Source organism: Blautia stercoris, from assembly GCF_054657695.1.
This window is the reverse complement of record NZ_BAAHYF010000001.1, coordinates 238,439-252,858: the sequence shown is the minus strand read 5'-3', so window position 1 is coordinate 252,858 and position 14,420 is coordinate 238,439. Positions and strand designations below refer to the sequence as shown.

Below are 14,420 nucleotides of genomic sequence, written 5' to 3'. Positions count from 1 at the left end.
CTGAAACAATTATATTTTGCGTATGGAAGCAACATGGATCTGGACCAGATGGCATATCGGTGCCCAAAGGCGGAGATGGTAGAAACCGTCCGCCTGGAGGGGTATCGGCTGACCTTTGCAGCCGCAGGAAGCGGTCTTGCCACCATCTTCCCGGAAGAGGGAAGCCATGTGGACGGCGTCCTCTGGTCACTGACCGGGGACTGCGAAAAGAGCCTGGATCTTTATGAAGGCTATCCTGATTTTTACGACAAACAGGAAATCACCGTCAAGAATAAAGGCGGAAGAGAGATTAAAGCCATTGTCTATATCATGACAAAAGATTACATGCAGAACTTTAATCCGCCCGGACGGTCGTACCTGACCGGAATCTTAAAGGGCTGCAGACAGAACCAGATTCCGACAGAGCCGATCCTGAAAGCAGCAAGGAAACCGCCTGTGCCGGGACAGACGCAGAAAAGCCAGCCAAAGAAGCAGAGGAAAGCCGGACAGGAACGATGAAAATCGCGAAAAAACTTTTTCAAACGGTATGCCTTGCAGCACTTTTCTTAAGTGCCGGGTTTCTGCTTTACCATATGGTATATCTCCCAATGGAGAACAAAAAGCTGGTGGCAGAGCTGAAAGGGAATTTCCCGGAGCCGGAAGCTCCGGGAGCCTCAGGATCTGAAAAGAAAGACCAACCAGCTGGGAGAAAATGCCCGGTGGCTGCGGTAGACCTTGTTTCTCTCCAGGAACAATACCCGGATGTGCAGGGATGGCTGACCATACCGGATACCGGGATTGATTACCCGGTGCTTCAGTCCGAACAGGAGAATGGGGAGTTTTACCTGAAACGGAATTACAAAAAGGAATATGACATCAACGGAAGCCTGTTTTTACAGGCAGACTGTAAAGTGTCCGAAAGCAGGAATCTCATCATTTACGGTCACAACATGAACAGCGGGGCGATGTTCGGAAACCTGGACTTATATGCAGGGGAAGATTATTATAACGCCCATCGTTTTGCTTATCTTCAGACAGAGGACGGCATTCAGGAGTATAAGATTGTCACGGTACTGAAAGCAGACCGGAATCTGTTCCCGTTCCAGCAGAAACTTCCAGATGTGGTGGCCGTGCAAGAGTACCTAAAAGTAGCCAAGCGGAGGGAAGTGTTCGAAACCGGAGATGATTACCTGAAGTGTATATACGATAAGGTTTTGACGCTCGTCACGTGTTCATATGAATGGAGCGGTGCCAGGAATATCGTCCTGGCGGTGCCGGTTTCCGGGGCAGTGTGGAGTCAGAAGTGTTCGTAAGTACCCGAAAAGTGCAGAAAATGAGACAAATAATGACCGCATGGGCAGGGATGTGTTCAAAACAGGGGAGTATATAAAGGGTGTATGCCAGGTGTATTCAGATGGAAAATGTGTTCAAAAGTGGAAACTTTGGTAAATACTCTACGGAATATCAGCGAATGCTCTAACGAAAAGTGTCTGAAAGCCCCCAAAAAGTGTAGAAAATGAGACAAATGATGACCGCACAGACTGGGAAGTGTTCAAAACAGGGGGATTATGTAAGGGTGTGTGTTGGTAGTATTCAGGTGGAAAAAAGTGTCTGAACGTACTAGAAAAGTGCAGAATGTGAGACAGCTCATAATCCAGATCCGGCAGGAAGTGTTCCAAAAAGGAGTGCTTTCTGCTGGATCTATTTAGTTTATAACGAGCAGCGAGTTTTGACTCGTTGGAAAGGATGGTAATAATTATGAAACGATTTTATACAGCAGAATCCGTAACGGAAGGACATCCGGATAAGCTCTGCGACTTAATTGCAGACAGTATTCTGGATGCGTGTCTGAAAGAGGACGAAAATTCCAAGGTGGCCTGCGAAGTGCTGGCTACTAAAGGGAACATCATTGTGGCAGGAGAGATCACCAGCCGATATGAGCCACAGGTGTTTGAAATCGTCAGAAAGGTGTTGGAGAGTGCAGGCTATGAAGCAGATGGAATCCATATGGATGCCCTCATCCACAAACAGAGTCCGGATATCGCCGGGGCAGTGGAACGTTCCAGAGAACGCAGGACAGGGACTGTTTCTGTTCAGAGCGGACTTGCCAATGGAGCCGGGGATCAGGGAATCATGGTGGGATACGCCTGCGATGATACGCCGCAGCTTATGCCGATGCCAGTGGTTCTGGCGAACCGCATCGTAAGAGAACTGTCTGCAAGCCGTAGAAGCGGATATATCATGGGAATCCTGCCGGACGGAAAAGCACAGGTGACCGTGGAATACGAAGATGACAGACCTGTTCGTCTGGATACGGTCGTTGTGTCCTGTCAGCATGAAAAGGAAAAATCCCTTCGGAAGCTGGAGCATGAGATCCGGGAGAAAGTGCTGCGCCCGGCACTCCGCATGCTGCCGCCGGATGAGGATACCAAGATCCTGATTAATCCATCGGGCAGATTTGTGTGCGGAGGTCTGGATGCAGACACCGGACTGACCGGAAGGAAGCTGATGGTGGATACCTACGGTGGCCTGGTACCGCATGGCGGCGGTGCATTTTCCGGGAAGGACTGTTCCAAAGTTGACCGATCCGGGGCATACATGGCCCGTTACATCGCCAAAAATATGGTAGCTGCCGGACTTGCCAGCCGATGCCAGGTGTCCCTTGCCTATGCCATCGGGGTTGCCCAGCCAGTCATGGTGCAGGTGGATACCTTTGGAACGGGAAAGATCTGTGCGGATGATTGCCTCGCTGCAGCGATCCCTCTGGTGTTCGGGCTTACCCCAAGCCAGATCTGTGATACCCTGCACCTGAAGCGGCCAATCTACCGACAGAGTGCGGTGTTCGGGCATTTTGGAAGAAAGGAATTCCCGTGGGAGAAAACGGATAAGGCAGAGCAGCTCCGGGATACCGTACTGTAATGCCGTGGATTCCGGAAGAAGAGATCAAACGGGCAAGGGAGATCACCGCCATTGAATACCTGAAGAAGTATCAGCCAAACCGCCTGAAAAAATCTTCGGCCAGGAATGAATGGGAGCTGGCGGACCATGACAGTTTTAAGATCAACGAGCAGACCAGTCAGTGGCATTGGAAGTCCAGAGATATCGGGGGCACCAGTGCCTTAAATTTCCTGATCCATGTAGATGGATGTTCATTTCTGGAAGCGGTGCAGATGCTGAAAGATGAGTATCCCACCTACATCCCTCCGCCTGTGGAAGTAAAGCCAAAGAAACAGTTTGTCCTGCCGCCGGCCAGCCCGGACTGCCGCAGGGTGTTCCGATATCTGAAGGAGCGCGGGATCAGCGGCGAGGTCTTACAGCAGTGTGTTCATTTGGGAATCTTATATGAGAGTCTGCCCTGCCACAATGCCGTGTTCGTAGGCCGGGATGAAAACCAGGTGGCACGATATGCTTTCCTGCGTGGGATTTACGATGCCAGCGGAAAGGCTTTTAAGATGGAACAGGCTGGAAGCGAAAAGGCATACGCTTTTTGTGTTCCGGCACAAACAGGATGCAGACGGGTTGCCGTTTATGAAGCCTGTGTGGATGTGCTGGCTCACATGACACTGGAACAGGGAAGCCGGGATAAGTACCGTCTGGAGCTTGGCGGGATCAGTGCACCAAAAGAAGGGCAGAGCCAGCGGAGTATGAAAAAGCCGCAGGCACTGGAACATTTTCTGTCCCAGCACCCGGAGATTACCGAGATTGAAGTATGTACCGACAATGACTTTGCCGGACGGTGGGCGTGTGAACATATCCGAAAAGCCTACGAGGGAAGCTATCGGATCATCGAGAACCTGCCGGAGATCGAAGGGGCAGACTGGGCAGATATGGCAAAGATGACTGCCCGAACACCGGAGAAACGGCAGAGAAAGGAAGTGAGGTGATGCCTATCAAAGAAAAAATAGAAGTGGAAATGCTGTCCCCTCTGATGGCAGAGTTTATCCCGGACTATTCAGATATTGTGGATTTGGATGATGCGGAACCATTGGAAGGACCTGACCTGGTGCAGTATCAGCCATCTATAGCAGAAAAGGTTGACGAGATCAACCGGCTCGGTATGCCTGACAACCAGCCATGCAACCTGATTGATTATTTTAACCGAAATAAGGACATTAAGGAAAAAGTGGAACGCATTACAATGGCGGTAAAAGAACAGGATGGTGTTTTATATGGCTGTGCAAACCTGACACTCCGGGAGAATCTGACACCAGAGGAATACCGTGTGGTGGGGCAGTATCTGAGAGGCCAGTACAGTGATGGCTGGGGAGAAAGTCTGGAACAACGGGAGATCAAGGTAGACGGCGGTGAATTATACTTACATTTCTATGTCGGTGCCGGCTCGGATTTCCAGATACAGGTGAAAGCACCAGAAAACGAGATGCAGGAACAGCAGCCGAAACCAAATCCGTCCCGTCCGAAGCTGAAGCTCTTAGGGCATGACGGAAATATTTTCTCAATCCTTGGGGATGCCTCAAGATTGCTCAGATGTGCCGGGATGTCCGAACAGGCCAACGAGATGGCAGACCGTGTCCACAAGAGTGGCAATTATTATGAAGCACTGGGAATCATCAGCGAATATGTGGAAACCGAACTGTCGGATCACCGTGAACAGCGCAGAACACCGAGAAAAGAAGTACCAAAAAAAGAGGATACCTGCCGATGAGCAGTTCCATAGATAGAAGCACTTCCAGAGAAATCTGGGAAATAAGCAATAGGAAGGATGATGCCTATGGGAAATACCCTGAAACTTGAAGATCTTTTAAAACCGGACTGTCTGCCGGATGAGTCTGCCGGAGGGGAGAACTGGCGTATCTTGCATGGGGATACCTTAAAGCTGGTAAAAGGATTCCAGCCGGGGATTTTTGATGCAGTCGTGACCGATCCGCCCTATGCGTCCGGGGGAACCAAGCAGAATGAACGCAACCGCACCACCAACCAGAAGTACAGCAGCATGAAAGCAGAGAATGCCCTTCCGGACTTTGATGGGGATAACAAGGATCAGCGTTCCTGGACCCACTGGATGGCAGAATGGCTGTACGATGTGCGGAAAGCCTGCAAGAGAGGGGCTCCGATCTGCCTTTTTATTGACTGGAGACAGTACCCGTCTATCACCGATGCCCTTCAGTGGGCAGGCTGGATCTGGAGAGGAACTGCAGTCTGGGACAAAGGAAATTCCCGTCCGCAAAAAGGCAGGTTTCGCCAGCAGGCAGAATACATCGTGTGGGGAAGCAACGGTCCGATGCCAATCAACCGCCCGGTGTCCTGTCTTCCGGGTGTGTTCCGTTATGGGAATCCCCAGAACCGCATCCATGTGACAGAAAAGCCGCTCCAGCTGATGAAGGATGTCATCCAGATCTGCGAGCCGGGCGGCCTGATCTTAGACCCGTTTGCCGGAGCTGGCACGACCATCCTTGCGGCGACAGAGTCGGGCTATCAGGCAGTCGGCATCGAAGTGACGGATGCATATTATAAGCTGGGAAGCGACCGTGTCCGTATCGCACTGGAAGCCGGGGCAGAAGCAGAGAATAAAGAACCACAGTAACCGGATGTCTGCCAGACATCTGAAAAAAGGAAGAAAAGAATCCAGATGTCCACAAGACATCCACAGAGCCGGAATGCTTTGTGGGTGTTTCTTTTTGGAAAAACGCCGGGCAGAGGAAACTTGTCTGGTCAGGAAAGGAGATGGTCGTATTGGAACAGGCACTTGCTTATGTCTGCTGCTCTGCAGAAGAGGGAAAGACCAAAGTACAGCGGTACTGCCGGAAGATCTACGAACTGGGATATGTGCCGATCTGTCCGCAGTACAGCTTTTCCCCATTCCTTGATGATGGGGATGCGGAGGATATGCAGGCTATGCGGAGAATGTCCCATCAGATCTTAAGACGGTGCAGGATGGTGGTCGTCTGCGGAAAAGAGACCACCGGGACGATGAACACGGAGATCAGCATGGCTGACAGACTCCATATCATTTGTACCACGCTGGATGGGTTAAGCAAAATCAAAGAAAACGAATAATTCCGAAAAACGATAGGTTCAGAGGGGACGAAGCAAAATGCGACTGGTTTTGCAAGCATAGCGTTTGGATATCCAAACGCACTTTGGGGAGAACCCCAATCCCCCATATCGAGCCGTAAACAGACGAAAGGAGAACGAAGAAATGTTAGGATTTATACTTGGCACAATGACCGGAGGGGCAATGGGCGTGTTTGCAATGTGTTTACTGATCTCAGGAAAACGGGAGGATGAGGCACTGGAGCGGTGCCGGATGAAACCAAAGGAGATCATTGACCACGGCGTGTGCATCTGTTTTGTAAACAGTCAGGGACAGGAACTGTTCCGGCTTTCAGACGGGGAGAGCCTTGTGCAGAATGCCCCAAATGGAGAGCGGAACGTATCCACCTGCCATTATCTGGATGCAGAATCTGCCATGATCGATGGGAAGAAATGGAACCTTCTGGAATTTGCGAAAGAGATGGAGAAAAGAGGAATCATGCTTGCCCCGATGGAACTGTGCCGGGTACCGGAAAGGGGGTGAGGCCTATATGAAGAAAAAGATTATTGCTGCAGCCGTAGCCATTGGCGTGCTGACAGGATTCCTGATCTGGAAAAACCGTGAAATGTAAGGAAACGATCAATAACCCGTTGGAAAGCAGGTGAAGAGATGAGAAAAAGAAACCATGTGATACCAGTCCGCCTCAATACAAAGGAGCTGCGTTTTCTGGAAGAGCAGGTAGAAAAAAGCGGCCTGTCCCGTGAGGAATACATCCGTTCCATTGTCATGGGCGGCGAAGTCCGGGCAAGACCCTGTGAACATCATACCGAACTTTTAAGGAAAGTATCCGGTCTGTGCAACAATGCCAATCAGCTTGCCCATGTAGCCAATGGATGTGGGATGGCAGGGGAAGAGAATATTCGGGAAATGCTCCGCATGACGAAAGAGACATGGAGGCTGGTCAAAGAGGAATGGTAGCCGATGGCATACACCAGTATCATCCCGGTCAGCCGTCTGGACAATTCCATTACTTACATTCGAAACAAGGATAAGACCACAAAGAAAGGACAAAGTGCCGGCTCTCTGGAAGAAGCTATTCAATATGCAATGAACCGGGACAAGACGGAGCGTTCCATTTTTGAGAATGCCATTGGCTGTGTCTGTGAGACTGCTTATCAAGATATGGTAGATACAAAGAAACGATACAACAAGATGGACGGGGTGCAGGGCTTCCATCTGGTGCAGAGCTTTGCCAAAGGGGAAGTCACCCCGGAACTTGCCCACCAGATTGGCATGGAGCTGGCAGAAAGACTCCTTCAGGGAAAATATGAAGCTGTCATCACCACTCATTTGAACACGGAGCATTACCACAACCATATCGTGTTTAATTCCGTGAGCATGGAAGATGGGAAAAAGTACCATAGTAACAGCAGGAGCTACTACGAGGATGTGCGGAAAACTTCGGATGCCTTATGCCTGAAATACGGCTTATCAGTTATCGAACCGAAAAATGGCAAAGGGAAATCTTATGCCCAGTGGATGGCAGAACAGGACGGAAAGCCAACCTGGAGAACCTCGATCCGTCTGGATATCCGTGATGCGGTGGCAGAAAGCTTCACATGGAAACAATTTCTGGACCAGATGAAGCAGAGAGGATATCAGTGGAAGCTGAATCGGAAGTACATCGCATTGAAAGCACCGGGGATGGAACGGTATATCCGTCTGCGGAGCCTTGGGAAGAATTACTCAGAAGAGAGCATCCGGCAGTGGATCTTACAGCCCAAGAGCAGGACAACTGCTGGAAAAGAAGGAGCTTCCCAGCCCCCGAAAAAGAAGTTAAAAGGGATACAGGCCCTGTACTATTCCTATTTGTATCAGATGGGTGTTCTAAAGCAGAAGCCGAAAAGAATCTCCCCGGTGCTCCGGGCAGATATCCGAAAACTGGATGCCAGGATCGAGCAGATGGAATTTCTTCAGAAGTATCAGATTACCACCCGTGAAGAACTGATGGCATACCGAACCCCGTTGGAAGAACAGGTGCAGGCACTCACAAAAGAACGGAAGCGGCTCTACCGGAGCGAACCGGACAGTGTTAGGATCGGTCAGATCACCGAAAAACTGAGGCCGCTTCGGAAGGATATCCGTCTTTGCATCCGGATCGAACAGCAGTCCAAAGAGATGGAAGAAAAGATGTGTCTGGCAGAGCAGATCCAGAGACAGGCAGAACAGACGGAGAAAAACAGACAACCGAGAACAGAAAGCAGGTGAACAGTATGAATTATGGAGGCGATGCGGCGGATCAGATCGTCCGGTATTCCTTGGACGGCGTGGACCACGGGCTCAGACTTTCGGGTACGCTGGCAAAGCATCTGGCGGTATTTGTTGCCGCCGTATTAAAAGACCAGAAGAAAACGAGGGGCAGAACCCGGATGGTGCGGATGTTAAAGGAGAACAAGCCATTGAAGTTCTTTACTGTGCCGTCTGACCGCTTGCGTGAATTCTGCGGTGAGGGCAGGAAGCGAGGGTTGCTCTATGTGATTATCCGTGATAAAAAGAACCCGGAGATGAGCGAGGTCATGGTCTTTGCGGATGACGCAGCCAAGGTCAACCGGGTTATGGATAAGATGAACCTTGATTTTGTAAGAAGTGAAGTCGGGGAAGCTGTCCATGAGGTAACCGCTGGAATGGAAGCACCGGAAACCGAAACAGTACAGAAAATCGTACAGATGCCAGAGGGCGAGGTGCAGTTTGAGATCAGCGATCTGGACGAAGCATTCCAGGTCGGTGACATGGATTTTTCTCGAGGAGAGAAGAATCAGAATCATCCTGAAAAGGAGTCTTCCGAACCGGAAAATTTTATCCCGGTGCAGGAAGAGGGGGAAGAGAATCTGTCCGGCTCTTCCTTGCACAGCAGAAATATTTCTACCGGGCAGGAAAACGGGACTAAAGGGACAAAACAGAGGGAACAGGAACGTCCCAGTGTCCGCCGGGAGCTGGAGAACATCAAACGGGAGAACGCAGCGGAATCACAGAAACGGAGCCGGGAAAAGAACCGTGGACCAAAGAAAACGCAGAAGAAAGCGAGAAATAAACGAAAGGTGAAAGCGAGGTAGAAGATGGACCTGACAAAATTTTTAGGGCAGGACACGCAGGAACCGTCCGCCCAGCGGTTATCGAAAGAAGAATATGCCGCACAGAAAAAGCAGGAGAGGGAAGAAATCTGGGGTATGATCGATGGAAAGGCACAGGAGGTCTTCCAGAATGGGGACTCCTTAAAAGGATTCCTTGATTTTATGGGACAGTGCAAGCCGCAGAGGACAGACAACCTGTTCCTGCTTTATGCACAGAATCCGGAGATCCGGCAGGTCAAGACCTTTGAAAAATGGAAGGAAGAAGGCAAGGTAGTCAAGACCGGAAGCAAGGGATACAACTTCATTGTCGGACAGGAATATGAAAAGGACGGTGTCATCCAGCAGGGGTACTCCATCCAGAAAGCCTATGACATCAGCCAGATCCGTACCAAGCAGCCGGAAGAGGCAGAGCCAAAGCCGATGGACCAGCTGATGGAAGCACTGCTGACCGACAGCGAGGTACGGATTCAAATCGCAGACAATCTGCCGGATAAGGTACAGGCACAGTACATCCCGAACAAGCGGACGATCTATGTCCGAAATGGCATGAGCGAAAATGCAACGTTCCATTCCATCAGCCGGGAGCTGGCTTGTGCATCCCTTGACCATCACGATGGAAGCTACAGCCGGGCAGGGGTATCGGCACAGGCCTATTGTGCGGCGTATGTGACAGCACAGAAATACGGCGTGGATGTCTCCGGTTTTTCTTTTGACAAGGTATGCCAGATGCAGGCATTCGGACAGAAAGATCCGAAAGAACTCCGCTCCTTTATCCAGGATGTAAAGAGTGCAGCCTATTCCATTGGCAAGCAGGTAGACCGCAACCTTGGCAAAAGCGAGCAGGAATTTATGACCGATGAATTTGCCATCCCGGAGGAAAAAACGGAGAAACCTGCCAAGAGTAAAAAGTCCCCAGAACGCTGATAAAAAGGGGCTTTTCCGGCTCTTTTGCAGTAGCTTTCCGGGAGGAAGTGTGGTATGTTGTGGTTGAGAAAAAAGAGGAAAAAAGGAGGCTCGCCTATGACAAGAATGCGATATGTAAAGATGGACCGGATCATGAACCACATGCTGATCCATGCACTCCGGGAAGTGTTCCGGCAGGAAAAAAAACAGGGGCTTCCGGTGGATACCACACGGGATCTGGTTCTGAAGCTGGCAGAGCAGGAAGAGGGAAAGCTCTACCTGACAGAAGCCGAACACAGCAAATCCGTGGAAGCCTTAAACCAGCTCCGGGACACATACCTGAAAAACGGACGCTATTCCGATGGGATCGACAGCGTCCTGTTAAAGATCATGAAATCCAGATACCGCCCATACCGTGGAAGGGGAAGATAAAGAAAGGATGTGGTACAAATATACAGAAATATGACACAAGAAAGAATAGAAGCCATGCGGAGAAGATATCCGCCGGGAACCGAGGTCACGCTTAATAGCATGGAGGGGGAGAGCCACATGCCACCCGGCTTAAAAGGTAAGGTGGATATGGTAGACGATGCAGGGCAGATCCACGTAAACTGGGAGAATGGAAGCAGCCTTGCCCTCGTTCCGGGAGTGGACAGCTTCCACATTACGGACCTGCCAAGAGCAGAGAGGCCCAAACAGCAGCCATCCCGGTAACAAACAGCCGGAAGTCAGACTGGGTGATTTGGCTTGCCGGACTGCCTGTCATCTGGTTGGTAGCAATCCTGCTTGCGGATGCCATCCAGCCGGGCAGGAATCTTTTCGAGCTGATGGAGGTTCTCACAGAAAAGCTGAACCATCCCTTCCAGTTTCATTATACGGAATATACCATCAAGTCGATGCTGGTCTGCACGTTACTTTACGCAGCCGGGATCGGTATTTTTTATTCCAGTCAGAAGAACTACCGCAGAGGGGAAGAACATGGCTCTGCCAGATGGGGCGATGCCCGGCAGATCTGTAGAGACTGTAAATAATTCTGTGTAAACTCCAAAAAAGAGTTCTATATCCTCTTGGATTGATGTTAAAATAAATATCAATTCAGGAGGATTTTTTTATGGCACGAAGAAGAAAAATGGACCCAGAACGTAAAGCATTTATCAGTAGTTTATTGGAGCACTATCAGCCGAAAGATGCTCAAGATATTCAGGAAATGTTGAAAGATTTATTGGGAGACACTTTACAAAGTATGTTGGAAGCGGAAATGGATGAGCATCTTGGTTACTCTAAGTATGACTACCAAAACAAAGAAACAGATGACAGCAGAAATGGATATAGTCCCAAAACAGTAACATCAACTATGGGAACAATAAATTTAGAGATTCCCAGAGATCGTCAAAGTACGTTTCAGCCAGAGATTGTAAAAAAGAACCAGACCGATATCTCAAATATCGAAGACCAAGTTTTGTCTATGTATGCAAAAGGAATGACAACGAGGGATATTTCTTCCCATTTGAGAGATGTTTACGGTGTAGAAGCATCCGCAGAAATGATTTCACACATGACAGACAGAATTCTGCCGATTGCAAAAGAATGGCAAAACCGTCCATTAGAACGGAAGTATGCGATTGTATTTATGGATGCCGTTCATTTTCATGTTCGAGAAGACAATCGTACGGTAAAAAAAGCCGTATATGTTGCGATTGGTGTAAAATTAAACGGAAAACGAGAAGTTCTTGGTATGTGGATTGGTGGAAATGAAAGTGCAAAGTACTGGCTTTCTGTACTTAACGAGATTAAGAATAGAGGAGTAGAAGACATTATGATTGTATCGGTTGATGGTTTGACCGGTTTTGGAGATGCAATTCAAGCTGTTTTTCCGCAGGCAGAAATTCAAAGATGCATAGTCCATCAAATCCGATACTCTACAAAATTTATCTCTTATAAAGATGTAAGACCTTTTATGACCGACTTAAAACTGGTGTATAAAGCAGATACGGAAGATTTAGCGCTTGTAGCACTAGACGATTTAGAAGAAAAATGGGGAAAGAAATATCCGGCATCCATAGCATCCTGGAGAAATAACTGGCCTCAGTTGTCAACCTATTTCAAATATCCTTGTGAAATCAGAAAGTTGATTTATACTACAAATTCGATTGAAAATTTCAATCGACAGTTACGAAAGGTGACAAAATCAAAAACCATTTTTCCGACAGATGATGCACTGTTTAAGATGCTGTATCTTGCTATGACAGATGCGACTAAAAAATGGACTGGAAAATCATGCGATTGGGGCCTTACCCTTGATCAGTTATGTATCTATTTTGGAGATAGAATCCAGCCGATAGACATTGAATAAGCACAAATACAGAAACCTGTAAAGGGAAAAATACACCCAATTTTATTGGGTGCCCTTGACATGTCTCTGTATTCATGCTAATAAATAGACAAGAGCTGAATAGCAAATGCTGCCATTCAGCCCAGTCACATAATAAATTTAATATCTTAAATCAATGATTTTTTCATCAATTCAAGAGGTTTACACAAAATAATTTACACTACCGATCTGTAAGAAATATAGCCAGAAGCCGTACTCCCAGAACATCCTGCTGACACAGAACTTCCGCATTAGCCTTGACACCCACAAGCACCGCAGATGTCTCAACATTCTCGTAGTGGGAGGCTCCGGTGCAGGAAAATCCAGAGGCTTTGCCCTGCCAAACATCATGCAGTGCTGCTGTTCGATGGTCATCACCGATCCGAAAGCCGAGCTGCTCCGAAAGACAGGCGGTCTGCTGGAAAAGAAAGGATATGAGGTGCGTGTCTTTGACCTCATCAATCCCGACACATCTTTTTGCTACAATCCATTCGAGTATGTCCACGATGACAAAGACGTGCTCCGTCTTATTTCCAATCTGATACAAAACACCACACCCAAAGGTTCCCAGTCCTCTGATCCCTTCTGGGAGAAGAGCGAAACCGCACTGCTTCAGGCACTGATGCTGTATCTGCTCCACGAAGCTCCGCCGGAAGAACAGAACTTCGCCATGATCATGGAGATGTTAGGCTCGGCACAGGTAAAAGAAGAGGACGAGGACTACGAGTCCCCTCTGGACATTTTGTTTGACCGTCTGGAGATGCGGGACCCGGACAGCATTGCCGTCAAGCAGTATCACATTTACAAGCAGGCGGCAGGAAAGACCGCCAAGTCCATCCTGATCAGTGTAGGTGTCCGGCTGGCAGCCTTCAATCTGCCGCAGATCGCCAAGCTGACCAATACTGATGAACTGGATCTTTCCAGCATGGGAGAAAGAAAAGTTGCCCTTTTCTGCTGTATCCCGGATGCAGACACCTCTTTGAATTATCTGGTAGGCATGATCTACAGCCAGCTTTTCCAGACGATTTATTATATGGCAGACCGTGTGCATGGCGGTGCCCTCCCGGTTCCGGTCAACTGCATCATGGATGAGTTTCCAAACGTATCCCTGCCAAATGAGTTTGAGAAGATCCTGGCAACCTGCCGATCCCGTTCCATTTACTGCAGCATCATCATCCAGAACATGAGCCAGCTAAAGGCTCTGTTCAAGGACTCCTGGGAAAGTCTGGTGGGCAATTGCGATGAGTTTTTATACCTGGGCGGCAACGAAAAAGAGACACACAAATATGTATCAGAATTACTGGGGAAAGAAACCATAGACACCAATACCTACGGGCAGACCAAAGGAAAATCCGGCAGCTACTCCACCAACTTCCAGCAGAGCGGAAGGGAGCTGTTACAGCCGGATGAAGTCCGTATGCTGGACAACCAGAATGCCCTTCTGTTTATCCGTGGGGAGCGGCCCATACTGGATGCCAAGTATGACCTGATGAAGCATCCCAACATCCGGTATACCGAGGACGGCGGTGCCGGACCGTTCAACTATGCGAAAGCACCGCTGGCGCATGACGATTTTATGTTTGATGAAACAAGATATGACGATTACGAACTGCTTCTGGATGAGGACATCATCGGGGAGCTTTTTTGATGGGAGGAATGCCAATGAATTTACTGAAAAATAAGAAACACACAGAAACCAGGAAAGAGACCGCACCGCTGAAGATGAAGAGAGGGCAGAAGAAACTGTTTGCTCTGTATGCAGTCATGGTACTGTCGATCTGCATTGGGGCGACCTGCGTTTATGCCGCAGGCGATCCGCTGACCGTAGTCAATAACCTGTCCACGTTTATCTTTTCCCTAATCCGTGCCATTGGCCTGATCCTGCTGGGATTTGGTATCGTGCAGGTCGGCCTGTCCTTAAAGAGCCACGATCCGAGCCAGAGGGCAAACGGATTTCTGACACTGGCAGGCGGTATCATCATTACTTTTGCAAAAGAGATCCTGGACCTGATCATGGGATAGGAGAAGAGACCAGAAGGGGAGC

Annotated in this window: 18 protein-coding genes; all 18 read left to right on the top strand. The window is 49.0% G+C overall.

All coding sequences use genetic code 11. The features are described 5' to 3' along the window. Positions 1 to 498 (top strand): gamma-glutamylcyclotransferase family protein, encoded by a 498-nt coding sequence (locus ACYQ2D_RS01315; protein WP_082426267.1) that lies wholly within the window; start codon positions 1 to 3, stop codon positions 496 to 498. Further along, on the top strand, positions 495 to 1,292 hold the full coding sequence (locus ACYQ2D_RS01310; RefSeq protein WP_055155767.1) for a class B sortase: 798 nt from the start codon (positions 495 to 497) through the stop codon (positions 1,290 to 1,292). The genes ACYQ2D_RS01315 and ACYQ2D_RS01310 overlap by 4 nt, the downstream gene beginning before the upstream one ends. Positions 1,293 to 1,737: 445 nt before the next feature. Beyond that, positions 1,738 to 2,898, top strand: a complete 1,161-nt coding sequence (gene metK / locus ACYQ2D_RS01305) for a methionine adenosyltransferase (RefSeq protein WP_270497793.1) — start codon at positions 1,738 to 1,740, stop codon at positions 2,896 to 2,898. Then, positions 2,898 to 3,863, top strand: coding sequence for a DUF3991 domain-containing protein (locus ACYQ2D_RS01300; RefSeq protein WP_459784432.1), 966 nt, complete (start codon positions 2,898 to 2,900; stop codon positions 3,861 to 3,863). The genes metK and ACYQ2D_RS01300 overlap by 1 nt, the downstream gene beginning before the upstream one ends. Beyond that, positions 3,863 to 4,642: a hypothetical protein gene (locus ACYQ2D_RS01295; protein WP_227211275.1), complete on the top strand. Its 780-nt coding sequence runs from the start codon at positions 3,863 to 3,865 to the stop codon at positions 4,640 to 4,642. The genes ACYQ2D_RS01300 and ACYQ2D_RS01295 overlap by 1 nt, the downstream gene beginning before the upstream one ends. A gap of 66 nt (positions 4,643 to 4,708) precedes the next feature. Then, entirely contained in the window at positions 4,709 to 5,521 is an 813-nt protein-coding gene (locus ACYQ2D_RS01290; RefSeq protein ID WP_227211274.1) for a DNA-methyltransferase, read from the top strand. Positions 5,522 to 5,661: 140 nt separating this feature from the next. Further along, the gene (locus ACYQ2D_RS01285) at positions 5,662 to 5,994 is read left to right on the top strand and encodes a DUF7768 domain-containing protein (RefSeq protein WP_044920437.1); all 333 of its coding nucleotides are present in this window, start codon (positions 5,662 to 5,664) and stop codon (positions 5,992 to 5,994) included. Positions 5,995 to 6,136: 142 nt separating this feature from the next. Further along, on the top strand, positions 6,137 to 6,514 hold the full coding sequence (locus ACYQ2D_RS01280) for a DUF3789 domain-containing protein (protein ID WP_055155772.1): 378 nt from the start codon (positions 6,137 to 6,139) through the stop codon (positions 6,512 to 6,514). Between the two features lie 126 nt (positions 6,515 to 6,640). Then, on the top strand, positions 6,641 to 6,949 hold the full coding sequence (locus ACYQ2D_RS01275) for a plasmid mobilization protein (protein ID WP_015533354.1): 309 nt from the start codon (positions 6,641 to 6,643) through the stop codon (positions 6,947 to 6,949). Positions 6,950 to 6,952: 3 nt separating this feature from the next. Continuing rightward, the gene (locus ACYQ2D_RS01270) at positions 6,953 to 8,239 is read left to right on the top strand and encodes a relaxase/mobilization nuclease domain-containing protein (protein WP_459784431.1); all 1,287 of its coding nucleotides are present in this window, start codon (positions 6,953 to 6,955) and stop codon (positions 8,237 to 8,239) included. A 5-nt stretch (positions 8,240 to 8,244) separates the two neighbouring features. Next, entirely contained in the window at positions 8,245 to 9,084 is an 840-nt protein-coding gene (locus ACYQ2D_RS01265) for a PcfB family protein (RefSeq protein ID WP_459784430.1), read from the top strand. Positions 9,085 to 9,087: 3 nt separating this feature from the next. After that, on the top strand, positions 9,088 to 10,026 hold the full coding sequence (locus ACYQ2D_RS01260; RefSeq protein ID WP_459784429.1) for an ArdC-like ssDNA-binding domain-containing protein: 939 nt from the start codon (positions 9,088 to 9,090) through the stop codon (positions 10,024 to 10,026). Between the two features lie 96 nt (positions 10,027 to 10,122). Next, the gene (locus ACYQ2D_RS01255) at positions 10,123 to 10,437 is read left to right on the top strand and encodes a hypothetical protein (RefSeq protein WP_301909782.1); all 315 of its coding nucleotides are present in this window, start codon (positions 10,123 to 10,125) and stop codon (positions 10,435 to 10,437) included. A 30-nt stretch (positions 10,438 to 10,467) separates the two neighbouring features. After that, entirely contained in the window at positions 10,468 to 10,719 is a 252-nt protein-coding gene (locus tag ACYQ2D_RS01250) for a DUF4314 domain-containing protein (protein WP_015513377.1), read from the top strand. A 23-nt stretch (positions 10,720 to 10,742) separates the two neighbouring features. Further along, positions 10,743 to 11,036, top strand: coding sequence for a hypothetical protein (locus tag ACYQ2D_RS01245; protein WP_459784427.1), 294 nt, complete (start codon positions 10,743 to 10,745; stop codon positions 11,034 to 11,036). Positions 11,037 to 11,134: 98 nt separating this feature from the next. Continuing rightward, complete coding sequence (locus ACYQ2D_RS01240; RefSeq protein ID WP_459785290.1) at positions 11,135 to 12,358, top strand: IS256 family transposase; 1,224 nt, start codon at positions 11,135 to 11,137, stop codon at positions 12,356 to 12,358. Between the two features lie 205 nt (positions 12,359 to 12,563). After that, positions 12,564 to 14,024 carry a VirD4-like conjugal transfer protein, CD1115 family gene (locus ACYQ2D_RS01235; protein WP_487247153.1) on the top strand — a complete coding sequence of 487 codons (1,461 nt, stop codon included), beginning with the start codon at positions 12,564 to 12,566 and terminating at the stop codon, positions 14,022 to 14,024. Then, entirely contained in the window at positions 14,024 to 14,398 is a 375-nt protein-coding gene (locus ACYQ2D_RS01230; RefSeq protein WP_015533374.1) for a hypothetical protein, read from the top strand. The genes ACYQ2D_RS01235 and ACYQ2D_RS01230 overlap by 1 nt, the downstream gene beginning before the upstream one ends. The last annotated feature ends 22 nt before the right edge of the window (positions 14,399 to 14,420 follow it).